The following is a 24,235-nucleotide window of genomic DNA, read 5'->3' on the forward strand; positions in this document are numbered from 1 at the left end:
TCACAGTCACCACAACCTGTCATTATGCTCGCAGCGCAGGAGATTGCATGTATTATCCGCTTCTAAAGAAGGCATTGTTCCAGCTTGATCCGGAGCAGGCCCATGAGCTTACTTTTCGCCAGCTCAAACTTGTTACCGGTACTCCTTTCGAATTCCTCATCCGCCAGTCAGTTGCCACTAAACCCATTACCTGTATGGGGTTGTCATTTAAGAATCCTCTTGGCTTAGCCGCCGGTCTTGATAAAAATGGTGATTGCATTGATGCCTTTGGTGCAATGGGTTTTGGTTTTGTTGAAATTGGTACGGTAACTCCACGTCCGCAGGCAGGGAATGATAAACCGAGATTATTCCGTGTTGTTGAAGCGGAAGGCATTATTAATCGGATGGGCTTTAATAATCTCGGTGTTGATAATTTGGTTGAGAATGTTAAGAAAGCAAAATACGACGGAATTATCGGAATTAATATTGGTAAAAATAAAGATACTCCGGTAGAGAATGGTAAAGATGATTATTTAATTTGCATGGATAAAGTGTATCCCCATGCTGGTTATATTACGATTAATATCTCCTCACCTAATACACCGGGCCTGAGAACATTACAGTATGGTGAAGCACTGGATGATCTTCTGTCTGCGATTAAAAATAAACAAAGTGAACTACAACAAAAATATCAAAAGTATGTTCCTGTTGCCGTAAAAATTTCGCCAGACCTTACCGAATCTGAATTAGTAGAAATCGCAGATAGTTTAATGCGCCATCAAATTGATGGAGTCATTGCAACGAATACCACTTTAGATAGAAAGATTATTGAAGGATTAAATCACTGTCAGCAGGCTGGTGGTTTAAGTGGTCGCCCGGTGCAGCTGCGCAGTACAGAAATTATTCGCCGTCTTTCTCAGGAATTAAAAGGTGAAATTCCTATCATTGGAGTGGGTGGAATTGATTCATTAGTTTCAGCCAGAGAAAAAATGGAAGCAGGGGCTTCATTGATTCAGATATTCTCCGGCTTTATCTATAAAGGGCCGAAATTAATCAAAGATATTGTTAATCATATCTGAATATTTTCTGAAATCTGGTGTTTAAGGTTTAGTATTAAAGGCGTTGGGGGTTTATTTCTGCCCCCAACTCGTCTATATTTTGTTTGACAGATTAAAAGTTTATCAACTTTTTAAAATTCCCATTAGGGCGGTGCTTATTTTTAAACAAATAAACTATTTTGAGCAGAAAAGGGTAACCAATGAAAATTAGACCTGATGATCAATGGCGCTGGTATTTTGATATTGAGCATAACCGTGTCATGCTCGATCTTGCTAATGGTATGGTTTTTCGTTCTCGTTTTCCTGCCAGAATGTTGACTTCCTATGTCACCACAATGAAAGAAATTAACTTTTCTGTCGATGATGCAGCGCTTTATTATACTTTCGAAGAATATTCCCGCCGTATTAATATTGCCCCACAACTCAGGGCTGAATTAGCTTTAAATGGATTGGTTGCTTTCCGCTTTATGAAACCACAGATGCCTAAAAGTTGGTATTTTTCTATCTGTTCTTTAATAAGCAAACCTGAACAGGGTGAAATGATTCAGGTTCGTTTGCAGGAAGATGGTACAAAAGCGTTATTTATGGTTGCTGAAGCAGGTGACAATGCCAGTGTTTGTTTATTAGTAGAGCAAAAATTAGATCTCGGTGATCGTGTAATGAATTTCTGTGATCCGATAAAAATAATGAATGACCGTTTAATGCCTTATACTGAACCAACTCAGGCCCCTATATATGATAAGGCGATTTAAAGAATTATTAATCCGGCTCTATGATTGCTCCAAATACACAGATCCAAAAATCAGCTACAGGCTGACAGTTTTTTCTCAATCTTAATTAAATCTTAACTCACTCCTGTCCATTGAAAATCGCCGGCATTTTTCGTACATAAGCGCCTCAACACTGCGCCACAGGCTATTTTTCACCTTTATTTTTACCTGAAGCGAGCAATCTTATGACATGTTGCTGGTATTAGCTATAATGGCAGCAATTTTTTGGTGGTACATTTTTTAGTAAATAATAGTCTTGGTGAATAATACATGAACTCTCTCTTTGCCAGCACGGCACGTGGACTGGAAGAACTGTTAAAGAACGAACTGGAAACGCTGGGGGCACAATCTTGTAAGATTGCCCAGGGTGGGGTTCATTTTAAAGGCGACGAACGGGTGATGTATAAAAGTCTGCTCTGGAGCAGATTAGCATCCCGTATCCTGCTACCGCTTAATGAATTTAAAGTTTATAGCGATCTTGACCTGTATCTTGGTGTCCAGTCTATTGACTGGACTGAAATTTTTTCAGTAGATAGCACATTCGCAGTCCATTTCAGTGGGACAAATGAAGAAATCAGAAATACACAATATGGTGCACTGAAAGTCAAAGATGCGATTGTTGACTGTTTTATGCGGAAAACAAAGCAGCGTCCTGATGTTGCCAAACAACAGCCGGATGTGCGTATTAATGTTTTTCTTAATAAAGAAAAAGCAAGCGTATCACTCGATCTGAGTGGAGAAGGGCTACATATTCGAGGTTATCGTGATTTAGCCGGTCAGGCTCCACTGAAAGAAACTCTGGCAGCCGCAGTCGTGTTGCGTTCCGGCTGGAGTATGGGAACACCGATGGTTGACCCGATGTGCGGTTCAGGAACACTGTTAATCGAAGCAGCGATGATGGCTGCCGAGTGTGCGCCGGGTTTAAATCGTCAGCGTTGGGGCTTCACATCATGGCTGAAATTCGATGAAGCTATTTGGCGTGAAGTCACCACCGAGGCACAGGTGCGTTTCCGTAGAGGGTTACAGGAAACTTCATCACGCTTTTGGGGGCAGGATATTGATCGTCGTGTTATGGATATGGCGCGTTCAAATGCACGTAGAGCCGGCGTTTCACAGCTGATTGAATTTCAGCAGGGTGATGCGAGTAAGCTGGAAAATCCATTGCAGGAAGGGGTAACCGGTACGATATTAAGTAACCCGCCATATGGAGAACGTCTCGAAAGTGAACCGGCATTGATTGCTTTGCACAATGTATTCGGTCGGATCATAAAAAACCGTTTTCCGGGTTGGCGCTTATCCCTGTTCAGCGCTTCACCAGAGTTGTTAAGCTGCCTGCAATTGCGTGCTGAGCGCGAGTTTAAAGCGAAAAACGGCCCTTTAGATTGTGTTCAGAAAAATTATTCTATTCAAAAAAATGATGCGATTCAGCAAAATGAACAAGCATCAGGCAAACCTCAGCCACTGGATGGCGGTATTGCTGAAGATTATGCTAACCGTCTGCGTAAAAATGAAAAGAAACTCAGTAAATGGGCGAAACAGCAGGGAATTGATTGTTATCGTTTATATGATGCAGATTTGCCGGAATATAACGTCGCTGTTGATCGTTATGCCGACAAAGTTATCGTACAAGAATATGCTCCGCCTAAATCGGTAGATGCCAATAAAGCCCGTCAACGCTTGTTTGATGTTATTAGCGCAACAATGAATGTGCTCGGGCTGCAATCTAATCAGCTGATTCTGAAAACCCGCCAGCGCCAGAAAGGCAAAAATCAATATGAAAAACTTGCTGAAAAGAAAGAATTCTTTTTGGTGAATGAATATGGCGCGAAATTCTGGGTTAACCTGACAGATTATTTGGATACAGGGTTATTCCTTGATCACCGTATTGCCCGTAAAAAACTCGGGGAAATGAGTCAGGGTAAAGACTTCCTCAATCTGTTTTCCTATACCGGATCAGCAACAGTTCATGCCGGACTGGGTGGTGCGCGCTCAACGACCACAGTGGATATGTCCCGAACTTACCTTGAGTGGGCGGAGAAAAACCTACAGGTAAATGGTCTGGCTGGCCGTCAGCATCGTCTGATTCAGGCAGATTGTCTGGGGTGGCTGGCTCAAACACGCGAACAGTTCGATCTGATTTTTATTGATCCTCCGACATTCTCTAACTCTAAACGTATGGAAGATACATTTGATGTTCAGCGCGATCATATCGATTTAATGAAGCAATTAAAGCGCTTACTCCGTCGCGGAGGAACATTAATGTTCTCCAATAATAAACGTGGTTTCAAAATGGACTTTGCTGAACTGGAGAAATTAGGTCTGGTAGCAGAAGATATTACAGAAAAAACTCTGTCGCAGGATTTTGCCCGTAACCGCCAGATCCACAACTGCTGGCTACTGCGTCACGCTGGCGAGGGAAAATAATATTATGTCATTGATTAATTTATCGGGTGCCTGGCTGTCATTCGGTGATTCGCCATTACTGGATGATACTGAGCTACATATTGAAGAAAATGAAAGAGTATGTCTGGTTGGCCGCAATGGTGCAGGGAAATCCACCCTGCTGCGTGTGTTGGCGAAAGAACAACCACTGGACGACGGACAGGTTATTTATGAACAGGATTTGATTGTTGCCCGGTTACAACAGGACCCGCCTCGTGATGTAGAAGGTACGGTCTTTGATTTTGTAGCGGAAGGAGTCAAAGAGCAGGCGGAGTATATTAAGGCATTCCATCATACTTCACGACTGGTGGAAACCGATCCTAGTGAGAAAAATCTCAACCGACTGGCAGAGTTACAGGAAGTGTTGGATACCCGTAACCTCTGGTTATTGGACAGCCGTATCAGTGATGTATTAAAGCAACTGGCTTTACCTGCGGAGGCGAAATTATCTTCTTTATCCGGAGGCTGGTTACGCAAAGCGGCTTTGGGGAGAGCTTTAGTCAGTTCACCGAAAGTTCTTTTCCTTGATGAGCCAACAAACCATCTGGATATTGAGACGATTGAGTGGCTGGAGAATTTCCTGAAAGACTTTAATGGCAGCCTGGTTTTTATTTCCCATGACCGTTCATTCATTCGCAGCATGGCGACCCGCATTATCGATTTGGATCGCGGAAAACTGACGTCTTGGCCGGGTAATTATGATAAGTATCTTGAAGGCAAAGAAGAAGCACTACGGGTTGAAGATCTACAGAATGCGGAATTTGATAAAAAACTGGCTCAGGAAGAGGTCTGGATCCGGCAGGGGATTAAAGCACGCCGTACCCGTAATGAAGGCCGGGTCAGAGCACTAAAAGCGTTGCGAGTGGAACACTCAGAACGCCGTAACGTTATGGGTAGTGCCAGAATGCAGGTTGAAGAAGCAACCCGTTCCGGCAAGATTGTATTTGAACTGGAAAACGTTAATTACCAGATTGGCGACAAAACGTTAGTTAAAAATTTCTCGGCTCAGATTCAGCGTGGTGACAAAATTGCCTTAGTGGGACCGAATGGTTGCGGTAAAACAACATTACTGAAACTGATGCTGGGGAATTTGAAGGCAGACAGTGGGCGGCTTCATTGTGGTACAAAACTGGAAGTTGCTTACTTTGATCAGCACCGTGCTGCGCTTGATCCTGACAAAACAGTGATGGATAACCTTGCCGAAGGCAAACAAGAAGTCATGGTGAACGGTCGCCCGCGCCATGTTTTAGGCTATCTGCAAGACTTCCTTTTCCATCCTAAGCGTGCAATGACGCCGGTACGGGCTCTTTCAGGCGGGGAACGTAACCGTTTGTTGTTAGCCCGCTTATTCCTGAAGCCCAGCAACCTGCTTATTCTCGATGAGCCGACAAATGATCTTGACGTTGAAACACTGGAGTTACTGGAAGAATTAGTGGATGGCTACACGGGTACTGTTATTCTGGTAAGCCATGACCGTCAGTTTGTCGATAACTCAGTGACAGAATGCTGGATTTTTGAAGGCAACGGTGAAATCAACAACTATGTTGGTGGGTATTTCGATGCTCAGCAACAGAGGGAACAAACCGTTTCTTTACGTCAGTCTTCCGCAAAAAAAGAGAAGGCAGAGAGTAAGCCGGTTAAGGCTAAAGAAACTACAAAACGTTCAAATAATAAGATAAGTTACCATTTACTCAGAGAGTTAGAACAACTACCATCATTATTGGAAACGTTAGAGCAGGAAATAGAACAGTTACAAACTCAGGTCGGTGATCCTGATTTTTTCAATCAGCCACACGAAGTTACACAAAATGTACTGCAGGATTTGGCAAATAAAGAGCAGGCGTTAGAGAAAGCTTTTGATCGCTGGCAGGAACTGGAAATGATGAAGAATGGATAATGTTTTCCGGTGATATCCGACAGTATACAGATTACCGCTATACCTGCGGTAATCTGACAATCTGGTGATATAAAGGGCAGCATTGATTTTGTTTATGGGAGAGGCACTTTGTGTTCTGATAATCATCAGCATGACAGGCTGGTTCTATGCCACCAATGCGATATGCTGGTGGCATTGCCTGAGCTGGAGGAAGGGAAAAAGGCTGTTTGTCCACGATGTGATACTTTACTGACTGCAAAGTGGAAAGAACCACGTAATCAACCGACAGGTTATGCAGTCAGTGCGTTATTTATGTTATTCCTCGCCTGCCTGTTCCCTTTTGTCAGCATGAGTGTTGCGGGGATTGTCAGTGAAATTACACTCACAGAAATCCCCAAAACCATGTTCAGTGAAGATTATTCTAGCATAGCTGTATTCTTCCTGATCTTTGTGCAGCTTGTACCTGCATTCTGCATGCTTTCTATCATCCTTTTATGCCAGAACATTAAAATGGCGCGTCGGCTGAAAATTGAGTTGGCGCGCATTTTATTTCAGATGAAAACCTGGTGCATGGCCGAAATATTTTTAGCTGGCGTGTTAGTCAGCTTTGTTAAGCTCATGGCTTATGGAGATATTGCGGTTGGCCTCAGTTTTCTGCCTTACTGTCTATTTTGTCTGTTTCAGATCAGAGCCTTTCAATGTCTGGACCGGTATTGGATCTGGAATGATATAGAATCTGCACCGAAAATACGGGTTCCTCTACAAACGGGCAAACCCGGCTTAATTCAGGGGGTTAGGCTATGTCAGTGCTGTACTGCTATTCTACCAGCGCAGAAACATCAATGTCCCCGTTGCCACTCAAAGGGCCATGCCCGTCGCCATTACAGTCTTCAGTGGACAATGGCACTATTGATTACATCAGCCATACTTTATATTCCAGCAAATATGTTGCCGATTATGGTGACACAATCATTAGGAAGTGACATTAATTCAACCATTCTGGAAGGTATTATTTTGCTTTGGAGCACGGGGTCTTATCCCGTTGCTCTGGTTATTTTTATCGCCAGTATTATGGTGCCTTTACTGAAAATGCTCGCTATTTGCTGGTTATGCTGGGATGCAAAAAGACATGGCAGATACAACTCTGAAACTATGCATTTTATTTATGAAATAGTGGAATTTGTTGGCCGCTGGTCAATGATTGATGTTTTTGTTATCGCTGTATTATCGGCATTAGTACGCATGGGGCAGTTTATGAGTATCTATCCCGCAACGGGAGCAATACTGTTTGCTTCAGTGGTAATTTTAACGATGTTTGCATCAATGACCTTTGATCCGCGCCTGACATGGGACAAAGCAAATAAGAAATTTGAGTTACGGAACAGTGGGGAATCATAAGGTGACGGATAAAGAAGAAACTTTGGCTCAAGCCAAGATCAGCAAACTTAAGAGTTGGTCACCTATATGGATCGTACCAATTATTACTGTGCTCATCGGTGCCTGGATACTATTTTATCACTTTAGCCATCAGGGGCCTGAAGTAATACTGATAACCTCTAATGCCGAAGGTATTGAGGCCGGAAAAACGAAAATAAAAAGTCGCAGTGTTAATGTAGGTGTGGTTGAAAGAGTGTCATTAAGCGATAGCCTAGGTGAAGTGATCATCAAAGCTCGTCTGAATGATGGTATGGAGAGGCTGTTACATAAAGATACCGCATTTTGGGTCGTTAAGCCTCAAATTGGTCGTGAAGGGGTTTCTGGCTTGAGTACATTGTTATCGGGTGTATTTATTGAATTACAGCCCGGTAGCGAAGGCAGTGAAGAAAGAAAATTTTCATTATTGGATTCACCACCATTGGCCTCACCTGATGCAAAAGGCATGCGACTCATTTTAACCAGTGAAAAAGCAGGGCGGTTATCCGCGGGTGATCCCGTTCTGTTTCGTGGGTATCGTGTTGGTTCAGTGGAAACAAGTACTTTCGATCCTAAATCCCGCCTCGCCAGATATCAGGTTTTCATTAATGCGCCTTATGACGGACTATTAACAACTAATATTCGATTTTGGAAAGATAGTGGTGTGGCTTTTGATGTGTCATCACAGGGAGTAAGGGTCGAGGTTGCGGCATTATCCACTTTATTTGCTGGTGGGGTCAGTTTTGATGTGCCCAAAGGCTGGGATTTAGGCAAACCGGTACAAGAAAAAGAAATATTTAGGCTTTACGATAACGAAAGAAATATAGAGAACTCACTGTATACCGAGCACAGGGACTTCTTGCTGTTCTTCTCTGATTCAATCAGAGGCCTACAGCCGGGAGCACCTGTCGAGTTTCGTGGTATACGGGTGGGCACAGTCGCCAAAGTGCCTTTCTATGCCGACGGGATCAAGCAACGCCTTGATAACGATTTCCGCATTCCTGTCTTAATTCATATGGAGCCTGAACGGTTTGAGAAAGAAATTGGTGATGGCTTTTACACAGATAAAGAACTGGAAAAAATTATTTCCCGGGGCTTAAGAGCTTCTCTGAAATCCGGCAATTTACTGACAGGAGCACTGTTCATCGATCTGGACTTTTACGCTGATGAAAAGACATGGAAAGGCCCGAGAGAAATAGCAGGTTATGAGATTTTACCTACCACAAGCAGCGGATTGGCTCAGATCCAACAAAAAGTCACCATGGCGCTGGATAAAATTAATCAAATGCCGATTGAACCTCTCTTTATTCAGGCAACACAAACATTAGAAGAAAGTCAGAAAACCGTTAAGACTGCGCAGAAGACTATGGATGAGTTAAATCGTATTCTTGCGAGTAAAGAAGCGCAGGGGCTGCCTAAAGATCTACATAATACCTTGAATGAATTAAACCGTAGTATGCAGGGGATTCAGCCGGGTTCACAGGCTTACAATAAACTGGTTGATAATATGCAACGGTTGGATCAGGTTTTGCGTGAATTGCAGCCGATATTGAAGACACTGAACAATAAGAGCAACGCACTGGTATTTGAAGCTGAAGCTGCACAGGATCCTGAACCGAAAAAGGCGCGTAATTAATGAAAAAACTGATGTTAAGATTGGCATTTTTTATACCTGCTGGTTTCTTACTGATAGGGGGAATGTTGCTTTCAGGATGTAGCAGCAGCCAGCCACAGAAAACTTATTATCAGCTACCTGTTGTCACAAAAGCCTCAGAGGTAAAACGGGTAAATATCGAACATGAACCTCAGTTATGGATAAAAAAGGTCAGTCTTGCTGATTACCTCGCATCACCGGGGATTGTTTATCAGACAGGAGATGTTAGTTACGTTAATGCCTCAAATCATTTATGGGCTAGCCCACTGGAACAGCAGTTACAACAGATTCTGACTACTCAACTGAGCGCAGCATTTCCACAAAGGCTGGTCTCTGACCAGCTTCTGGAAAAAAATGCTGACATATTGAATGTCACAATCACAGCTTTTCATGGACGCTATGATGGTCGGGTTGTCATTCAGGGATACTGGGTTTTATCTAATCAAAAAGAGACGATTAAGCGGGCATTTAACTTAGAGTTGAAACAGACAGAAAACGGCTATGCTCAATTAGTGCGAACTTTATCCATGGGCTATAACCAGTTAATTCAGTCGATTGCCAGCCAGATATCTTATACAAAAGGATAATGTATGAAAAAAGCCATTTTTTTCTTATTGAATGATTATGCTGATTGGGAAAGTGGGTATCTTGCTTCCCGGCTTAATATAAGCAAAGAATGGCAGGTGGAAACCGCTTCTTTAGATAAAGGGACGTGTAAATCCATGGGGAATTTCAACACAGTTATTACCTATTCTTTAGAAAAGATCCCTCGTGATATTGATCTGTTTGTCTTAATTGGCGGTAATTCATGGAATATAAAAAATAGTGAACTAAAAAATCTTATAACGTTTTATCTCACTTCAGGGGTAATTGTTGGTGCTATTTGTGGTGCCGTGGACTTTTTAGCCAGGAATGGTTTATTAAACAATTTTCAACATACAGGTAATTCTCAATATCTATGGAATGGATATAAGGAGTACAAAAATGGAGAAAATTTCATCAAAGAACAAACCGTCACTGATAGAAACCTTATTACTGCAAATGGAACAGCCGCGATAGAGTTTTCCGAACAAATCTTGAAAACTATATATAGAAATAAAAAAGAAGAAATAGAGAAGGAACACGAGCTATTCAGGATAGGTTATTACAACTATTGTAATAAATATGGTGATCCGTTTTCTTAAATAAGAGAGAAATAAATTTTATATTCCTCAGATCAGGTATTAGTGCGAATAAAAGTTGATACCTGATGTCGGCACTGTATATGTCACGGAATTGATTGATTAACGTGGCATACCTCCCCGCTAAATTTAATGATCTGTAAAAATACTGATTATCTTGCAGTAGCATGATTGCCTTTGTTGAATATGTGGTGTAGTTGTGAGCACATTTTTTAATCTGCTGCACCACGGTATGAGTAATGAAAATAACCATTTGATTAAAATACATTTATGCTGTGTATCAGTATGATATACGAGAGCTATTTTTTTGTTTTGATTTAAGTTTTGACACCTTTAACCAAAGTCGGTAACTCTCATTTTTTCAAGGTGAAATGTAGTCGAAATCAGAGATCTCATAAAAGAAGAGAGAAAGTTGTACTCCTCGCCTAGAAAAAATACCTTGTTTGGCTCAACCGGGTGGATTGTTCCACTGCCCCGGTATCTGTAACGGGAATAGTGAGACCGTAGTTCTGGCTCATTACCGAATGGCAGGCATTTGTGGCATGGGAATGAAACCGCATGATCTGTTTGGTGCATGGGCCTGCTCATCATGTCACGATGAAATAGACCGCAGAACGATACAAACAGACGCAGATTATGCACATATGGCTCACTTGGAAGGAGTCATCAGGACGCAATCTATATTACTATCGGAGGATAAGATTTGACGTGAAATCCTACAATCTAAAACTGCCGTGGCCGCCCGGAAATAATCACCTTTACGCTGTTGTTCGAGGCAGAAAAATAAAGAGTGATAAGGACAGAAAATACACAGAACTCATTATCCAACAAATCAAATTAGCCAATCAGCAATACCAACTCTCAGGCAGATTAAGAATCGAAATAGTCGCCAACCCGCCAGATAGACGCAACCGAGATTTAGACAACCTATTCAAAGCTCCTCTTGATTCACTTACGCAAAGTGGCGTCATTGCTGATGACAGCCTCATTGATGACATTCGTATGGTGAGAGGTGACGTGATTAAGGGAGGGCGGCTTGACGTTCAAATATGGGAGCTGGAGCCATGATCTTCACCAACTTCGAAGAGGCTCAGGCTTACGCAAGGAAGCGTCGACTGGAGAATAAAGAACACTATGCAATCAACCAAAGACCGCAAGGGCGATTGACAGTTGGAAAGTGCGGGAAGCATCGGGGTCAGCGTCCGGCGTGGACAACACGCGATGATGAACGCCCTGAATTCTATAACATCACTCACAGCAAAATTTACAAGCTACACCCCACTGATGCGCCATTAATTCTGGGGCTGTTGGCGGAAGGGTTAACCCAAAAAGAAGTGGCAGAAAAGTTTGATGTTAGTCGTTCTGGCATCGCAACTTTTGTAAGAAAAGCAAAGGCAAATCTGAGGATAAAATGAAATTAGAATCATTACCCAAGTATTTCTCACCGAAGAGCATCATGTTTAGTGACTCTCCAGCAGCAACAGCGACTGATTCCTTTTCAATTACCGATGTTATGGCCTCACTAGGATTGGCGTCCGCTCAGGCGAGGATGGGTATTGAACTGTTTTTGGCGAAACAGGGGATCAATAAGCCCGATGAAGCAGTGGAGAGCCTCTATCAGTATGCACTGACGCAGGTTCACAAGCACAGTGCAATTGCAAAACTCGATGAGAATGTTAAGCAAAGCGTCCTGCGAATACTCGCAAATTATGCCTTTCAGGATTATGCGAGGAGTGCAGCCAGTAAGAAGCCGTGTTCGGATTGTGATGACGGGTTTATCGAGGCGGAGGTGTTTTCTACAAAGACATACACACCCTGGCGTGAGCGAATGCTCGTTAAAGCTAATTTAAGCATGGGGGCGGAAATTATCCCGTCATCATACGCTAAATCTCGTGAAGTGAGAGAGGTGGTAAAAGTAGCTTGTCCGACATGCAAAGGAAAAGGTGAAGCGAGCCATTCGTGCCGTTGCAATGGTCGGGGGGAGGTTCTGGATAGGGAGCAGACTGAGTTACTGGGTATTCCGGTTTACAAGATCTGTCCAAAATGTTCAGGGCGTGGGTACTCCAGATTGAAATTTAAAGACGTATGGAGTGCATTAAAACCACTCACGGAAGCATCCAAAACCACCTGTTACGACAAATATCAACCATTGTTTGAGCATCTGGTAACGGAGTGCTTCAAAGAAGAAGAGAGAGCTGATTCTATACTTCAAAAACTCACAAAAAGAGAAATAATTTCCAATTAATATTAAATAATTGGTAAATAGATATTGCATCATTCGGAAAAATAGCCTATCGTTATCCCAACGATGGGTTATTGCCTCTCGTTGAAATAAAATAGAATTCCAAGCCTCGCACTCGCGGGGTTTTTTTGTATCTACCAGTAATCAATTTAGAGTTTACAGCTCAAAGTGTACGTTACGATCAATACCTATATCGTAGCTAAATCAATATATTAAGTGTTATTTTAAGTGTTTCGGTCAACATGCTGATCACCACAGATTAAGCCCATACCAGCACCAAACTTCAAATATACACCTCACTGAATCACGCACTCGATTAACAGATAAACTTTATCATGCGCCACCCTATTTTAAGGCGTATTGATTCTGTTACAGGCTATTCAATTGAGATAAGAACCTGACCTCAGTAATATTATCTGGCTAGTTAGCAGTAGGATGAAATGACCTTTAACGAATAATAAAGTGAGGTGTTTATGTCTGATGTTAATAAGCCATTGATAGATAAAGAATGCATGGTGTCTTTTGATATCATTTCAGGATTTTGGAAAGGGGAGAGTGGTGCATTGGATCAATATGGATATGAAAACAACTCATATCATTTTGGTCTATTATCTGGATTTAATACAGATATTGAGTATATTGAAAATATCATGTCATTTTATTATGCCGGTAGAAAAACAGGCAGTGTGGATGATGGTTCTCTGATGCTTACTGTACCTGTTAATAAAAATAATTATCAGAAAATAAAATCATTACTTGAGAAAAAACTTTATATCACTGTTGATGGTACGACTAATTATATTAGTGCTCCATATGTTACGGAATTTGGTTTTAATACCAATCTCACTGCTTTGTACACCTATCACGGTCATCATGACGATTTACTTTATGATTGGTTAAGAACCATATTTTTGCCAAACGACGGAGTAAAGAGGCATATCTGCTTAGCGTGGAAATAACTTCAATCTACATCCTGAATTCAAGGCTGCTTATGCGGCCTTTTCTATTTATGCCACCGCAATCACTCCCATAACCTCAGTATCACCTATTGCGGCTGGCAACCTATTCACTACAACTCACAGGGGCGACCACAGACTCACCCCACGGACGCCCATTGTTCTGATGGGGTGGAAATATGAAGATGAAAGAAGATCCTACTATCTGGGTACACCTCAGTGACTGGCTTGTGTCGGTAAGAGAGCAAGGTATCTTGGCGACGCTTGCAGGAACGATGGCATTTCTTCGCGGTCGCTATCACGGTGGCGGTTGGTTAAAGGTCTCCATCGATGCCTTTATGTGTGCCATGTTCGCTTGGTTCATTCGTGACGTATTAAATCTGTTTGGTCTGAATCCTGATTTGGCCTACATCGGTAGTGTGGTGATTGTCTATCTGGGGACAGACTTTATTGGTCAATGGCTGCGTAAAGCGGCGGAGAAGAAGGCGGGAGGCACTTCTGATGGAAATCAGCACTAAAGGTCTGGAGTGCATCAAGCAATATGAAGGCCTGAAACTGAAAGCCTATCCCGATCCGGCTACTGGAGGCATTCCGTGGACGATTGGTTACGGTCACACGAAAGACGTCAAGCCGGGGCAAGTTATCACCGAACAGCAGGCCGAAGCATTCCTACATGATGACCTTCAGCCTATTTACCTCACTCTTGAATCCGCCGTGAAGGTAGCACTGAGTCAGGGGCAGTTTGATGCACTGTGCTCGTTTATCTTCAATTGTGGTGCGGGTAACTTTGCTCGTTCTACCTTGCTGAAGAAACTCAATGCGGGTGACTATCAAGGTGCAGCCGATGAGTTCCTGAGATGGAATAAGGCAGCGGGTAAGGTGATGAACGGTCTGACTAAACGTAGGGCATCTGAGCAACAGATGTTTTTATCATGAGATTCAATCTCACCTATGGCGTTATTGTTGCTTTGATTATTGCTTCCGGTGCCGCTTACCTCTATCGCTCTGGATATAAGAAACAGCTCGGTATCAATAACGACCAGCTAATCGAAATCCAGCAACTGACCGACCGAATCAACTACCAAAACACGCACATTGACATGCTGCATGAGCTAGACAACAAACACTCTCAGGAACTCGCCAATGCCAAGACTGAAATCGATACTCTTCGGGCTGATGTTGCCGCTGGTCGTCGCAAGTTGCGCATCCAAGCCACCTGTCCTGTGTCTGAAGCCACTTCCTCCGGCAGCGTGGGCCATGCAACCACCGTCGAACTCCCTAGAGAAACTGGACAAGCTGTTCTCGATATCCGAGAAGGCATCATCAACGACCGGGCAAAACTGAGATATTTGCAGGAGTACGTGAGCAGAGAAGTGAGGTATAGCTGTGATAATTAGCGATATTAAGTACAAAACAACGTCATGGGGTGAAGTAAAAGCAGATATTTATTCCGGTGATAGTTGCGATGAACATAAGTCATTTATTGAAATTTCTTGCGATGGCGATATGGAATCTGACACCGCAGAAAAAATCACGTTTGACGTTAAGCGCTGGCCGGTAGGAACAAAAATAACAGTTGAAGTGCCTTGCTGCCCGACATGTGGTCTTGATGCTGATTTTCAGGATGGTGCTGGCAAATGTGAATGTGGATTTGACTGGAAAAACTGGGCTGAGGAACAGTATTCATGAGCCACCTTCACCCCAGAGCAAATAATTCTGGGGTGGCAGGAGTATGTTAGGACGCAGTGTGGGTGAGAGGACGGTGGGGATGCTACCGTCCTACTAGTTTATTAAAAATAGCAAACTACAGTACCATCAGGTGCTCGACTACATATTCCTGCGGCAATCATGCATTCTGTCCATTCCGGACTATTGGCGTCGTATTTTTGACACTCAGGGGGAACAGGAAGAGCATAAATCTGCATTGATGCTAAAAGCGCAGTGCCTGCCACTAGGCAAAGAAGAAGATACTTTTTCATAATGATTATCCGCATCGTTTACAGCATTACTACCACAAAACCTGATAACCCCATTACACCGTAACAACAAGCGAATAATGCTTAACAATTGATTAACACTTGAAACTAAACCCAATATTTCTTTACCCATTCCCTGAGTGGTTAAAGGAATACCCCAAGCCATCACATCCGTGGTGGTTTTTTTATATCTGAATTTCACCGCGCACCGCAGCGCCAATCTAAACATCGAGCCTTTATTTAGGAATGAGCCTTTGAGGAATCAGCTAAAACTGATGCTACTCGATGGGCTGATCTCCTATTGCGGCAAAGGTTCATTACCTAAGTAAGGATAAGCATCGTGAGTACAGCATTAACTTTCAAAGAACATGAAATCGTTCCATTTGACAATAAGGACGGGAAGATCTGGTTTACAGGTGAGCATCTGGCTGAATTGCTGGGTTACAAAGACAGCAAGAAGGTGGCAAACCTTTATAGTAGGCATAAAGATGAATTTACCGAGAGCATGAGCACTACTGCCAAAGTGAGGACCACGGAGGAATCAATAGGTTACGACAATCTTTTGCATGATATCAGATTGTACTCTCTTCGTGGTGCATATCTGATTGGTATGTTCTCTCGAACTAAGGTAGCCAAAGAACTTCGCATTTGGTTACTGGATCTCGCTGAGAAAGAATCAAACATTGATATCGGTGCACTTGATGTTACTGCGATGGTTCAGCTTACAGGGCAAAAGATGCATGATTTAATAGCTGCTTTTGATAAAGCTTCTTTCCAGCATCGAGGTCAAAAGGGTAGCGGTTTGATGGCTCAACGGAAAAGGGATATTAAACGCATTAAGGATGCCACGAAATTAGCATTACAGCTTACTCAGCTTACATTACCGGGACTCGATGACTTCCCTGATGACGAGGGTGAGCCTGCATGAATCACGAACAATTTATCCAAAAGAACGTACAGGCCGAGTTAATCAAGCTCGGCTTTTCTTCATCTATCGCAGGGATGGCAAGCGATTGGGCAAAAGAACATTACCGCCGTTCAGCCTCAGCTAGCAGGAAAGGTAAGTTGTTTGATGATTGTCTGAGTATCGCCAAAGCATGGGCGAGTAAGTATTCGGCAGAGAAACCCAAGAAGTAAAAATACAAAATCCTGCAAATCATCCTAAAACGGGTGCTTGATAGAGGTTTGTATAAGTTTTGGGCGGGAGTGGTCTCGCTTAAATGGCGTGATATATAAACCGAGCCAGTTGTTTGTTCTGAATGAGGTGAATAATGAAAGATCAATTAGGGTTAATTAGCATGGATTTTATCATGCCGTCTCAAGAACAGCTTCAGAGAATAGTGGCTAGTATTGAGCTGGAATATGCGGTGAAAAGAGCACCTATAAATAATGCAACTATGTGGTGCATGGAGCGTGAAGCAATTAAACGTGCTGCTGATTTGATTATGGCAAAGGCGAGATTCAACCATACTCCAATTAATAAAGCTCCAGAGAAAGATGTTGATACGGGTCGCATTGGTAGTGATACACAACAGGATACGAAAAGACCAAGATTCCTCAAGGGGTGGAAAATTGAAATATTCACAGCAAGTGAAATTATCACTGGTTATAGCCAATACGAAGTACCATTCAATCCACGCAATGGTGGCTATTTAACCGTCTATCAAAATGCCAGAGGGATTGACTCTATCACCATTCCTCTCAATCAAGTGAACGGTATCAAGTCTTATGCAGTGACTGAATAAGGAAAGGACATGGCACGCCCAACTAAATACCAAGAGGCGTATGCCGAGCAGGCACGCAAATTGTGCTTGTTGGGCTACACCGATAAGGAACTGGCTGATTTTTTCGAGGTCAGCGAGTCCACATTAAATAACTGGAAGCATGATCACCCTGGGTTTCTGGAGTCCTTAAAAAAGGGGAAGCAGGTTGCTGACGGTGAGGTGGCTGCAAAGCTCTTTCATAGGGCAACGGGCTATGAGCACGCAGAGGATGATAAAGAATACGTATTTCCACTATCACTATCTGAGATGGTTTTCTTAAATCCTTTTGCTTTCATCTTCTCATGAAGGGTATCGTAATCATCTGAGTCAGCTTTATGTAGCTCTACACGAACAGTAAATCTTGCCATTCTTCTCATGCCTCATTTTGTTTATGGATCAATCAACCTATCACTTTCCCTTAATTACGGTAAGTGAGGAACCACCTCGCCTGATGTGGTAAAAAGCGGGCAATTAATCTCGATTAAGGTGATAGTGAGCGAGTGGAATTACTGCTATATTCTGGTGCATGACAATGGACTGCTAAGGAATTATGAATGGAAGTTATTTATGACCTTTATATTTTTTATATTGGATATATTTTAGGTATACCCTCTGCGATGGCTGGAATATCCTGTATTTTTTCAGCAATTAAAACAAAAAATAAAGGTAATAAAAAGGCATTCGCTATATTTGCCATATTATTTCTGTACCCGCCAATAGTATGTGTTTACGAAGTCTTTTAGGTAAATAGCAAAAATAAATACAGCCTCGCTCAATGCGGGGTTTTTTTACGCCCAAAGGAGAGCTAAATGGCTACCCTCGTCGATACATTGCTTGTTTCACTCAAACTGGATATGAACGGCTTTGCCAGTGATGCTGACAAGGCAATCAGAGCGCTTGATGATCTGGATAAAAAGGCTGATGGCGCATCTACTGCGGTAGTGAAACTCTCTGATGGGGTGAACGAAGCCGCAGGCAGTACCACAGACTTTGAACAGTCTAACCAAAAACTGGCTAAATCCACCGATAACGTGGGGAAGTCAGCCAAAAATACATCCAATGTTGTCTTGAATTTTTCCGATAATATCAAAGGGACGACAGAGAAAACGCAGGACTGGGACAAGGCGATAAACGGTGCAGTCAAAGCCTTAGCCGGACTGTTCACCACTATCTTTGTTTCGACAGGACTTACGAAACTGATTGGCGAAATATCAAGTGCCAATGACAAGATTTACTTCTTGAGTAAGAACCTCGGCATGAGCGCGGAGACCATTAAAAAATGGCAGAATGCAGCAGAACAGACGGGCGGTAGTGCTGATGGCATGGCGGCGACAATGTCAGGTTTAAGTAAATCACTGTGGGATTTGGTGACTGTAGGTGATGCTCAGGTTCTGACTTATTTTAATGCATTGGAAGTGGCTGTAATGGATTCACAAGGTCAACTCCGCAGTCTGGATGACATTCTGTTAGATATGGCTGAGATGCCACGCCCACAAGCTTATAACATCGGTAAACACATGGGGTTGGATGACGGAACAATCAATCTTGCTTGAAGGCAAAGAGGCTGTTCAGAAACGTCTGGATGCACAGAAGAACCTTGTTATCTCCACTAAAGAAGAACTGGAGCTTAACCGCAAACTCAGGGAACAAAACGCTGTCCTTAGTCAGCAATGGGAAGGACTGAAAACGCTGGTGGCGAATTATCTGATACCGCGCTTACTAAAATTATCTCAGATGGTGACGGGATTACTTGATTATCTGAATAAGAATCGAGAGACAGTCATAACACTATTTCAGGGAATGGCTGCGGTTATCGGTATCATTTTAATCCCTGTCGTTGCACGAGCCGCCTTAGCGGTATTAGCTCTGTTTGCTCCGTTAATCACTGGTACTGGCTTAATTTTTGCCTTTATTGCTGCGTTATGGCTTCTCTATGACGACTACAAAGGCTGGAAAGAAGGCAAGGATTCGTTCTTTGACTGGGGTGCAATGCACAAGTCATTCGTCTGGATCATGGAGCAGTTAGAGAAGCTGGAAAAATGGTTCAAAGGGACAACGATTGGCAAGTGGTTCACTGATACTAATGGTGAGCTTAATCTTCTTAAAACTGCCTTTGCGGGCTTTGCCACCTACATTGCTGTGAGCTGGGTAGGTAAGATTTTAAAAGCATTCGCTAAAGTGGGTAGAGGCATTAAAGGGATAGGCAAACAAGCCGCCAAGGTTGGTAGTAAAGCCGGAAAATTAGGCGCGGTAGGGAGAGTCGGAGCCGTTGGTTTAGCTGCTGGCGCTGCGTATGCGAGTGTTGATTATGTCGATGCTGTGCTTAATTCAGTGTTTGGTGAGTATGACTGGTTCCAGCGATTCAGGACTGCCCCAAACTGGAAATATGCGGGAATGGCTGCGATAGGTCAAGGTGATGCCAGGTGGGTTAATGGTGAGTGGGTAGATAATCGTGGCAAGGGAACAGGCCACCACATCACCCCAACCACCCTCGATATTCCAACAGGCGATCCTGATCTCGATAGACGCAAACGGAAAGTTCAGCGCGGTGAAATGACTCTTGATGAGCTTAACGGTGTCCCCGAATGCCAATAAGCTAAAAGGTCAGGCTGCTCTCAATGCCATGAGAGGGTATTTTATGGAGCTTGAGAAGAAATATAAGCTGCCTGCGGGAATACTATATGCGATAGCAATGACCGAATCATCAGGACATAGGCATTTGGTATCGAAAGCTGGAGCTATGGGGCCATTTCAATTTATGCCAAAAACTGCTGCCGTATACGGACTAAAAGGTGATGATGTTTTCGATTGGTATAAATCATCGGATGCAGCCGCTGAAATGGTGAGTAATTTATCTAAAAAATTTGGCGGTAAATTAGATGAGACATTAGCTGGTTATAATTGGGGAGAAGGCAGAGTGCGTGAGAAAGGTATGGCAAAGATGCCAAAAGAAACACGCGAATATATTCCCAAAGTCAAAAAGCTCATGAAAGAGGAACAAAACAACCGGAAGGCTCAAGGAATTGTACAGTCACTTTCTGACTTCCAAGCGAGAATGAATCAGCCGCTTATACCCAATATGGACATGAACGCACCCCATGAGTTTCTTGCCCAAACCGAAAGAATACGCAATATGCCTATGGCTGGTGCAACTAATAATGTCAAAGTAGACCTTAACGGAGATATTAATGTAGTCACATCCGCAAATACGGTGACTGGAACCGTAACGGACGCAGGTGAGGCGGCAAGATTGAGTCTTTCTCAGATTATGACATCAATGAGTTAAAGGAAACTGAGACAGGGATGTCTTTTCTCTTTCAACATAACGGCTATAATTAAACCAAGTTGATTGGATTTGAGGTCTAAAATGCTAAGGAAAATTCTTATTACTCTGCTGCTTACCGCTATAACATTCCCATCGTTAGCAGAACCCAGCTTTACTGTAAATAAAGTAACCAAAACGGCTAGCATTAACAATCTTGATAAGGTTGTAGAGGGATGCGAATCCGGTAAGGGTTTCTTCACGATTGATGGTTTTCAGTATTCTGAGAGCGGCAACACTATTGATCTCATTAAATTTAAATCATTGAGTAATGAAATCTTCGCTATACCTACTGGATTCGATAAGCTGAGCAAGGTGGACAAACAGGATACACAAAAAATACTCAAAAAAGGACAGTCTGCTTTTGTTGAGTACGTAGTTTGTGGTAGCGGCGGGTTTATGAGTCTAATGAATCTCAGTGTTCCAGCGGGGAAATAGCCCCATAAGGGGGTTATTGCCATGAGTCTTTGTTTACATCTTCACACTTTCTGAAATTGCTGATCAAATAATCAGTAACACCTAATATTGACTTGGTGGTTAAATGTAAAAAATGTTTAATATTGGGTGGTGTTATGAAGATTTTGTTTGATAGTGAAGAGGAATTGCTTACAGAATTAAAGATAATTAAGCCAGAAACACTGACCGATTTTTTTTCTGATCGAGTCAATGAGTCCGTTGTCTGTCCCATATGCAAAAGCAAAAAAATAAGTATTCCCTTCGGCTTTGGTGATTATGAGCCTAATCAGGCTACTAGATCTAGATTCTTGTTACCTGTAAGGCGCTACCCTGCGTTCTATTCTGATGGATTTCACATAAAAGATTATTATTTTAGAGCGGTATGTTCGAATTGCGCCTATGAAATAAATTTCTCGGTAGCAGTAATCGTTGAATGGTTGAGGGAAAATTAAGGGAGTGCCAGAAATGAGTAAAGCTATTAGGGAGGAAGGAAATGTTGCATATGTTATTGGGTGGATAGATTTAGATCAAAATCCTCATAGCGAGTATGATAAAGGTAATAGCAATGTGGAATCACGTAATAAGGAGGAGCATATGTCTACTGGCTTAAGCAAGACAGAACTTGAAGCCCTCCTGAGGGCTAATAAAGCTGAGGTTGATGTTGTTGCTGCGACAATGAAGCAAGAGATGACGGAGTGGAAAGGACAACAAACTACACTGTTTGCCAATCTTAATATCTCACTAGCAAAGATCGATGGTAAATTAGATGCAGTCGAAGGGAAAATCGACGGTTTAAAAACAAGTCTCACAACAACACAGTGGGCAACATCGATAGGGTTAACCTTGGTTACTATTATCATGTCTGCCGTCATGTTGACGTCCAGTTGGATTATATCTGGTAAAAACACTTCATCATCACCCCAACCAACGACTCAAAGTCAGCAAGTAGAACCTGCTAAAAAATAAGCCCTATCATGGGCTTATTCGTGTGACATCTTCTTTAATGTTTCTAACAGAGCAGCCTTAAATTTATCCGCCTCAAGTTGAGCTAGCTCGTCAATTTTTTTAGGCTGTAACTCCTCGTCAATAACTGATTGAAGCATCATTACTATCTCTGAGTTAAGGGAGCGTCCATTTTTTGCGGCTCTCTCTTGTAGCTTTTCTTTTAGCTCGTCAGGTAGACGAACTCCAGTAGGGGGAATACCGCGCATTCCTTTCATATTTATGATCACCTAATAAATTTTTTCTACACAGTGTAGTGATTTTTTTGTTGACATAAAACCACCACCATGTAATATATAAATTACACAGTGTAGTTAAATCGAGGTGACAAAATGGAGAATGCAAGGAAAATACCACCAACAGGAGTTCGAATTCCTGAGAGTATTAAAGCAGCATTAAAGGCATCAGCAAAAAAAAGAAGGCAGATCATTAAATAGTGAGATATTGAAAAGGTTAGAGAGAAGCCTTGCTAATGACGGAGTTTCTATTAGTTAGAAAGTGGCGAAGCCTCACCTGCTAAGGACAAGTGAGACTTCTAATATCAGTTAATCGACGAGGATTAAATGACATGACTAGTATAGCAATTCGTGAGTCACATAACACCAATCAAATTATTATCTCTGATATTACTATTCACCAAGATTCACATGGTCGTTATTCATTAAACGATCTACATACTGCATCCGGTGGTGAACAAAAAAATAAACCTGTCCATTGGCTTGATACTCAACAAACTAACGATTTAATTGAAGAAATTTCAAAGGTAGGATTTTCTACCTTTGAACCTGTATTCATAAAAAAAGGTCGCTATGGTGGCACGTACGTTTGCAAAGAACTTGTTTACTCCTATGCCATGTGGATCAGTGCTGCGTTCGCTCTGAAAGTAATTCGCGCCTACGATGCACTTGTTACGGGGCAAATAGAAGTCAAACCCCGTAAACAGCCCAAACAGATAGCAGGGCGCATAACACCAGACCAGCAAGAGGCTATCAAACAACTGGTTCTCAATCGTGGCAAGGCGTTACCAAAAGAGAGTCAAGCCAAGGCGATGATAACCATGTGGTCAGCTCTGAAAACTCACTTTGGATGTACTTACAAAGAAATAGAGAGTGAGCAATTCACAGAAGCACTTTCTTTGGCTGCACGAGTACCATTGGAGGGTGAATTGTTATCAAAAGAAGAATTACCCGCACCAAAAATACAGTCGCAATTATCCGATGATGAATTAATCACCCTATGCTGGTCATGGCACTACTTAATGATGTGTCGTGCTGCTATGGATGATATCTACCCCCTTTTAGACGTAGCAGAACATAAACGGGCTAAGGATTTTCACACTATGCCAAGAGAAAGTGCATTTAACGCTGGGATGATGCAATCAATACTCCAGAGATTAACTAATCATCTTACACCAAACATTTTTGATAACACCCGAATTCTAAATAATCTCAGACAAGAATCATTAACAAAATAAACACTAAGCCACGGATGGCATAAATTCTCTCAAAATCCATTGCATCATAGCTTAAATAACATACAATGTAATACAAACGTAATTACACATGGTGATACTATGAGCACAATTCAGATCAGAGTGGATGAAGAACTTAAAAAGAGTGCTTATCAGGCATTGGAAAAAATGAATCTTTCTCCTTCCGATGCTATGCGACTCTTCCTGCGCTATGTAGCAGAAAATGAGAAGCTACCGTTTACAGAAGTGTCCGTGATGGTCTCAGAGCAAGATGAAGATGAGGACATTCTTGATGTCGTACGTGAGCGGCTAAAAACCCCCGCTAAACGTATCCGGGTAAATCTCGATGAAATTTAACATTGAGTTTGACGAGCGTGCTTTAAAGGAATGGCAAAAGCTGGATGGTAGTATCCGTGAGCAGTTTAAAAAGAAACTACGGAAGCTACAGGATAACCCTTATATTGAGTCTGCCAGATTGCACGGTGATTTAACGGGTTGCTTTAAAATCAAACTTCGCGCTTCTGGATTTCGCCTTGTCTATCAGGTGATAGATGAGGAGATTGTGATCTGGGTAATAGCAGTCGGTAAACGGGAAGATTCGAAAGCCTATAAAATAGCCAGTGAACGTATTGCACGATAAGTAGTCAGCTCATAACAACCCGCTCCGTGCGGGT

At 42.4% G+C, this 24,235-nt stretch carries 31 protein-coding genes and 1 pseudogene; 31 read left to right on the plus strand and 1 reads right to left on the minus strand.

Annotated features, from left to right (window positions below; all coding sequences use genetic code 11):
* Nucleotides 1–47 precede the first annotated feature (47 nt).
* From pyrD to AACS90_RS20490, 27 genes and pseudogenes are all read left to right on the plus strand, one after another.
* Entirely contained in the window at nt 48–1,058 is a 1,011-nt protein-coding gene (gene pyrD, locus AACS90_RS20360; protein WP_099121294.1) for a quinone-dependent dihydroorotate dehydrogenase, read from the plus strand.
* Between the two features lie 179 nt (nt 1,059–1,237).
* The gene (locus AACS90_RS20365) at nt 1,238–1,789 is read left to right on the plus strand and encodes a cell division protein ZapC (RefSeq protein WP_099121295.1); all 552 of its coding nucleotides are present in this window, start codon (nt 1,238–1,240) and stop codon (nt 1,787–1,789) included.
* A gap of 288 nt (nt 1,790–2,077) precedes the next feature.
* Nucleotides 2,078–4,231, plus strand: a complete 2,154-nt coding sequence (gene rlmKL / locus AACS90_RS20370; protein ID WP_099121296.1) for a bifunctional 23S rRNA (guanine(2069)-N(7))-methyltransferase RlmK/23S rRNA (guanine(2445)-N(2))-methyltransferase RlmL — start codon at nt 2,078–2,080, stop codon at nt 4,229–4,231.
* A 4-nt stretch (nt 4,232–4,235) separates the two neighbouring features.
* On the plus strand, nt 4,236–6,146 hold the full coding sequence (locus AACS90_RS20375; protein ID WP_099121297.1) for an ABC transporter ATP-binding protein: 1,911 nt from the start codon (nt 4,236–4,238) through the stop codon (nt 6,144–6,146).
* A 108-nt stretch (nt 6,147–6,254) separates the two neighbouring features.
* Nucleotides 6,255–7,523, plus strand: coding sequence for a membrane integrity-associated transporter subunit PqiA (pqiA, locus tag AACS90_RS20380; protein WP_099121298.1), 1,269 nt, complete (start codon nt 6,255–6,257; stop codon nt 7,521–7,523).
* Nucleotide 7,524: 1 nt separating this feature from the next.
* Complete coding sequence (gene pqiB / locus AACS90_RS20385) at nt 7,525–9,174, plus strand: intermembrane transport protein PqiB (RefSeq protein WP_099121299.1); 1,650 nt, start codon at nt 7,525–7,527, stop codon at nt 9,172–9,174.
* Nucleotides 9,175–9,185: 11 nt separating this feature from the next.
* Nucleotides 9,186–9,779 (plus strand): membrane integrity-associated transporter subunit PqiC, encoded by a 594-nt coding sequence (gene pqiC / locus AACS90_RS20390; protein WP_241538209.1) that lies wholly within the window; start codon nt 9,186–9,188, stop codon nt 9,777–9,779.
* A 3-nt stretch (nt 9,780–9,782) separates the two neighbouring features.
* Complete coding sequence (locus AACS90_RS20395; RefSeq protein ID WP_099121301.1) at nt 9,783–10,376, plus strand: type 1 glutamine amidotransferase family protein; 594 nt, start codon at nt 9,783–9,785, stop codon at nt 10,374–10,376.
* Nucleotides 10,377–10,807: 431 nt separating this feature from the next.
* Complete coding sequence (locus AACS90_RS20400; RefSeq protein ID WP_099121302.1) at nt 10,808–11,080, plus strand: nuclease domain-containing protein; 273 nt, start codon at nt 10,808–10,810, stop codon at nt 11,078–11,080.
* A 1-nt stretch (nt 11,081) separates the two neighbouring features.
* The gene (locus AACS90_RS20405) at nt 11,082–11,441 is read left to right on the plus strand and encodes a RusA family crossover junction endodeoxyribonuclease (protein ID WP_099121303.1); all 360 of its coding nucleotides are present in this window, start codon (nt 11,082–11,084) and stop codon (nt 11,439–11,441) included.
* On the plus strand, nt 11,438–11,788 hold the full coding sequence (locus AACS90_RS20410) for a hypothetical protein (protein WP_099121304.1): 351 nt from the start codon (nt 11,438–11,440) through the stop codon (nt 11,786–11,788). Before AACS90_RS20405 ends, AACS90_RS20410 begins: the two co-directional genes overlap by 4 nt.
* A gap of 41 nt (nt 11,789–11,829) precedes the next feature.
* Entirely contained in the window at nt 11,830–12,618 is a 789-nt protein-coding gene (locus tag AACS90_RS20415) for an antitermination protein (protein ID WP_241538206.1), read from the plus strand.
* Nucleotides 12,619–13,088: 470 nt separating this feature from the next.
* On the plus strand, nt 13,089–13,574 hold the full coding sequence (locus tag AACS90_RS20420; RefSeq protein ID WP_099121306.1) for a DUF7823 domain-containing protein: 486 nt from the start codon (nt 13,089–13,091) through the stop codon (nt 13,572–13,574).
* Nucleotides 13,575–13,756: 182 nt separating this feature from the next.
* Nucleotides 13,757–14,089, plus strand: coding sequence for a phage holin, lambda family (locus tag AACS90_RS20425; protein WP_193757162.1), 333 nt, complete (start codon nt 13,757–13,759; stop codon nt 14,087–14,089).
* Entirely contained in the window at nt 14,073–14,507 is a 435-nt protein-coding gene (locus tag AACS90_RS20430) for a lysozyme (RefSeq protein ID WP_099121308.1), read from the plus strand. Before AACS90_RS20425 ends, AACS90_RS20430 begins: the two co-directional genes overlap by 17 nt.
* Complete coding sequence (locus tag AACS90_RS20435; RefSeq protein WP_099121309.1) at nt 14,504–14,968, plus strand: lysis protein; 465 nt, start codon at nt 14,504–14,506, stop codon at nt 14,966–14,968. The genes AACS90_RS20430 and AACS90_RS20435 overlap by 4 nt, the downstream gene beginning before the upstream one ends.
* Nucleotides 14,958–15,260 (plus strand): hypothetical protein, encoded by a 303-nt coding sequence (locus AACS90_RS20440; protein WP_099121310.1) that lies wholly within the window; start codon nt 14,958–14,960, stop codon nt 15,258–15,260. The genes AACS90_RS20435 and AACS90_RS20440 overlap by 11 nt, the downstream gene beginning before the upstream one ends.
* A gap of 130 nt (nt 15,261–15,390) precedes the next feature.
* Nucleotides 15,391–15,552 (plus strand): hypothetical protein, encoded by a 162-nt coding sequence (locus AACS90_RS20445; RefSeq protein WP_193757158.1) that lies wholly within the window; start codon nt 15,391–15,393, stop codon nt 15,550–15,552.
* Nucleotides 15,553–15,887: 335 nt separating this feature from the next.
* A complete protein-coding gene (locus tag AACS90_RS20450) occupies nt 15,888–16,475 on the plus strand; it encodes a BRO-N domain-containing protein (RefSeq protein ID WP_099121312.1) in 588 nt (195 codons plus the stop codon).
* Entirely contained in the window at nt 16,472–16,684 is a 213-nt protein-coding gene (locus tag AACS90_RS20455; RefSeq protein ID WP_099121313.1) for a hypothetical protein, read from the plus strand. The genes AACS90_RS20450 and AACS90_RS20455 overlap by 4 nt, the downstream gene beginning before the upstream one ends.
* A gap of 134 nt (nt 16,685–16,818) precedes the next feature.
* Nucleotides 16,819–17,292: a hypothetical protein gene (locus AACS90_RS20460; RefSeq protein WP_099121314.1), complete on the plus strand. Its 474-nt coding sequence runs from the start codon at nt 16,819–16,821 to the stop codon at nt 17,290–17,292.
* A 9-nt stretch (nt 17,293–17,301) separates the two neighbouring features.
* A pseudogene (locus AACS90_RS20465) lies at nt 17,302–17,526 on the plus strand (terminase); the annotation flags it as partial.
* A gap of 593 nt (nt 17,527–18,119) precedes the next feature.
* Entirely contained in the window at nt 18,120–18,863 is a 744-nt protein-coding gene (locus AACS90_RS20470; protein ID WP_099121316.1) for a hypothetical protein, read from the plus strand.
* Nucleotides 18,838–19,905 (plus strand): hypothetical protein, encoded by a 1,068-nt coding sequence (locus tag AACS90_RS20475; protein WP_099121317.1) that lies wholly within the window; start codon nt 18,838–18,840, stop codon nt 19,903–19,905. The genes AACS90_RS20470 and AACS90_RS20475 overlap by 26 nt, the downstream gene beginning before the upstream one ends.
* A 43-nt stretch (nt 19,906–19,948) precedes the next feature.
* Entirely contained in the window at nt 19,949–20,596 is a 648-nt protein-coding gene (locus tag AACS90_RS20480) for a lytic transglycosylase domain-containing protein (RefSeq protein WP_193757159.1), read from the plus strand.
* 81 nt (nt 20,597–20,677) lie between these two features.
* Complete coding sequence (locus tag AACS90_RS20485; protein ID WP_099121319.1) at nt 20,678–21,070, plus strand: hypothetical protein; 393 nt, start codon at nt 20,678–20,680, stop codon at nt 21,068–21,070.
* 483 nt (nt 21,071–21,553) lie between these two features.
* Nucleotides 21,554–22,054 carry a hypothetical protein gene (locus AACS90_RS20490; RefSeq protein ID WP_099121321.1) on the plus strand — a complete coding sequence of 167 codons (501 nt, stop codon included), beginning with the start codon at nt 21,554–21,556 and terminating at the stop codon, nt 22,052–22,054.
* A gap of 14 nt (nt 22,055–22,068) precedes the next feature.
* On the opposite strand, the gene AACS90_RS20495 is transcribed toward AACS90_RS20490, so the two are convergent.
* Nucleotides 22,069–22,308, minus strand: coding sequence for an Arc family DNA-binding protein (locus tag AACS90_RS20495; protein ID WP_099121322.1), 240 nt, complete (start codon nt 22,306–22,308; stop codon nt 22,069–22,071).
* A 223-nt stretch (nt 22,309–22,531) separates the two neighbouring features.
* Between AACS90_RS20495 and AACS90_RS20500 the strand changes: the two genes are divergently transcribed.
* From AACS90_RS20500 to AACS90_RS20515, 4 genes are all read left to right on the plus strand, one after another.
* The gene (locus tag AACS90_RS20500) at nt 22,532–22,585 is read left to right on the plus strand and encodes a hypothetical protein (protein ID WP_305847167.1); all 54 of its coding nucleotides are present in this window, start codon (nt 22,532–22,534) and stop codon (nt 22,583–22,585) included.
* Nucleotides 22,586–22,658: 73 nt separating this feature from the next.
* On the plus strand, nt 22,659–23,564 hold the full coding sequence (locus AACS90_RS20505; protein WP_193757160.1) for a KilA-N domain-containing protein: 906 nt from the start codon (nt 22,659–22,661) through the stop codon (nt 23,562–23,564).
* Nucleotides 23,565–23,663: 99 nt separating this feature from the next.
* Nucleotides 23,664–23,918: a type II toxin-antitoxin system RelB/DinJ family antitoxin gene (locus AACS90_RS20510; RefSeq protein ID WP_099121323.1), complete on the plus strand. Its 255-nt coding sequence runs from the start codon at nt 23,664–23,666 to the stop codon at nt 23,916–23,918.
* Nucleotides 23,908–24,201, plus strand: coding sequence for a type II toxin-antitoxin system RelE family toxin (locus AACS90_RS20515; RefSeq protein WP_099121324.1), 294 nt, complete (start codon nt 23,908–23,910; stop codon nt 24,199–24,201). Before AACS90_RS20510 ends, AACS90_RS20515 begins: the two co-directional genes overlap by 11 nt.
* Nucleotides 24,202–24,235: the final 34 nt, after the last annotated feature.

Source organism: Xenorhabdus sp. KK7.4 (genome assembly GCF_963876465.1).
Lineage (GTDB): Bacteria > Pseudomonadota > Gammaproteobacteria > Enterobacterales > Enterobacteriaceae > Xenorhabdus > Xenorhabdus stockiae.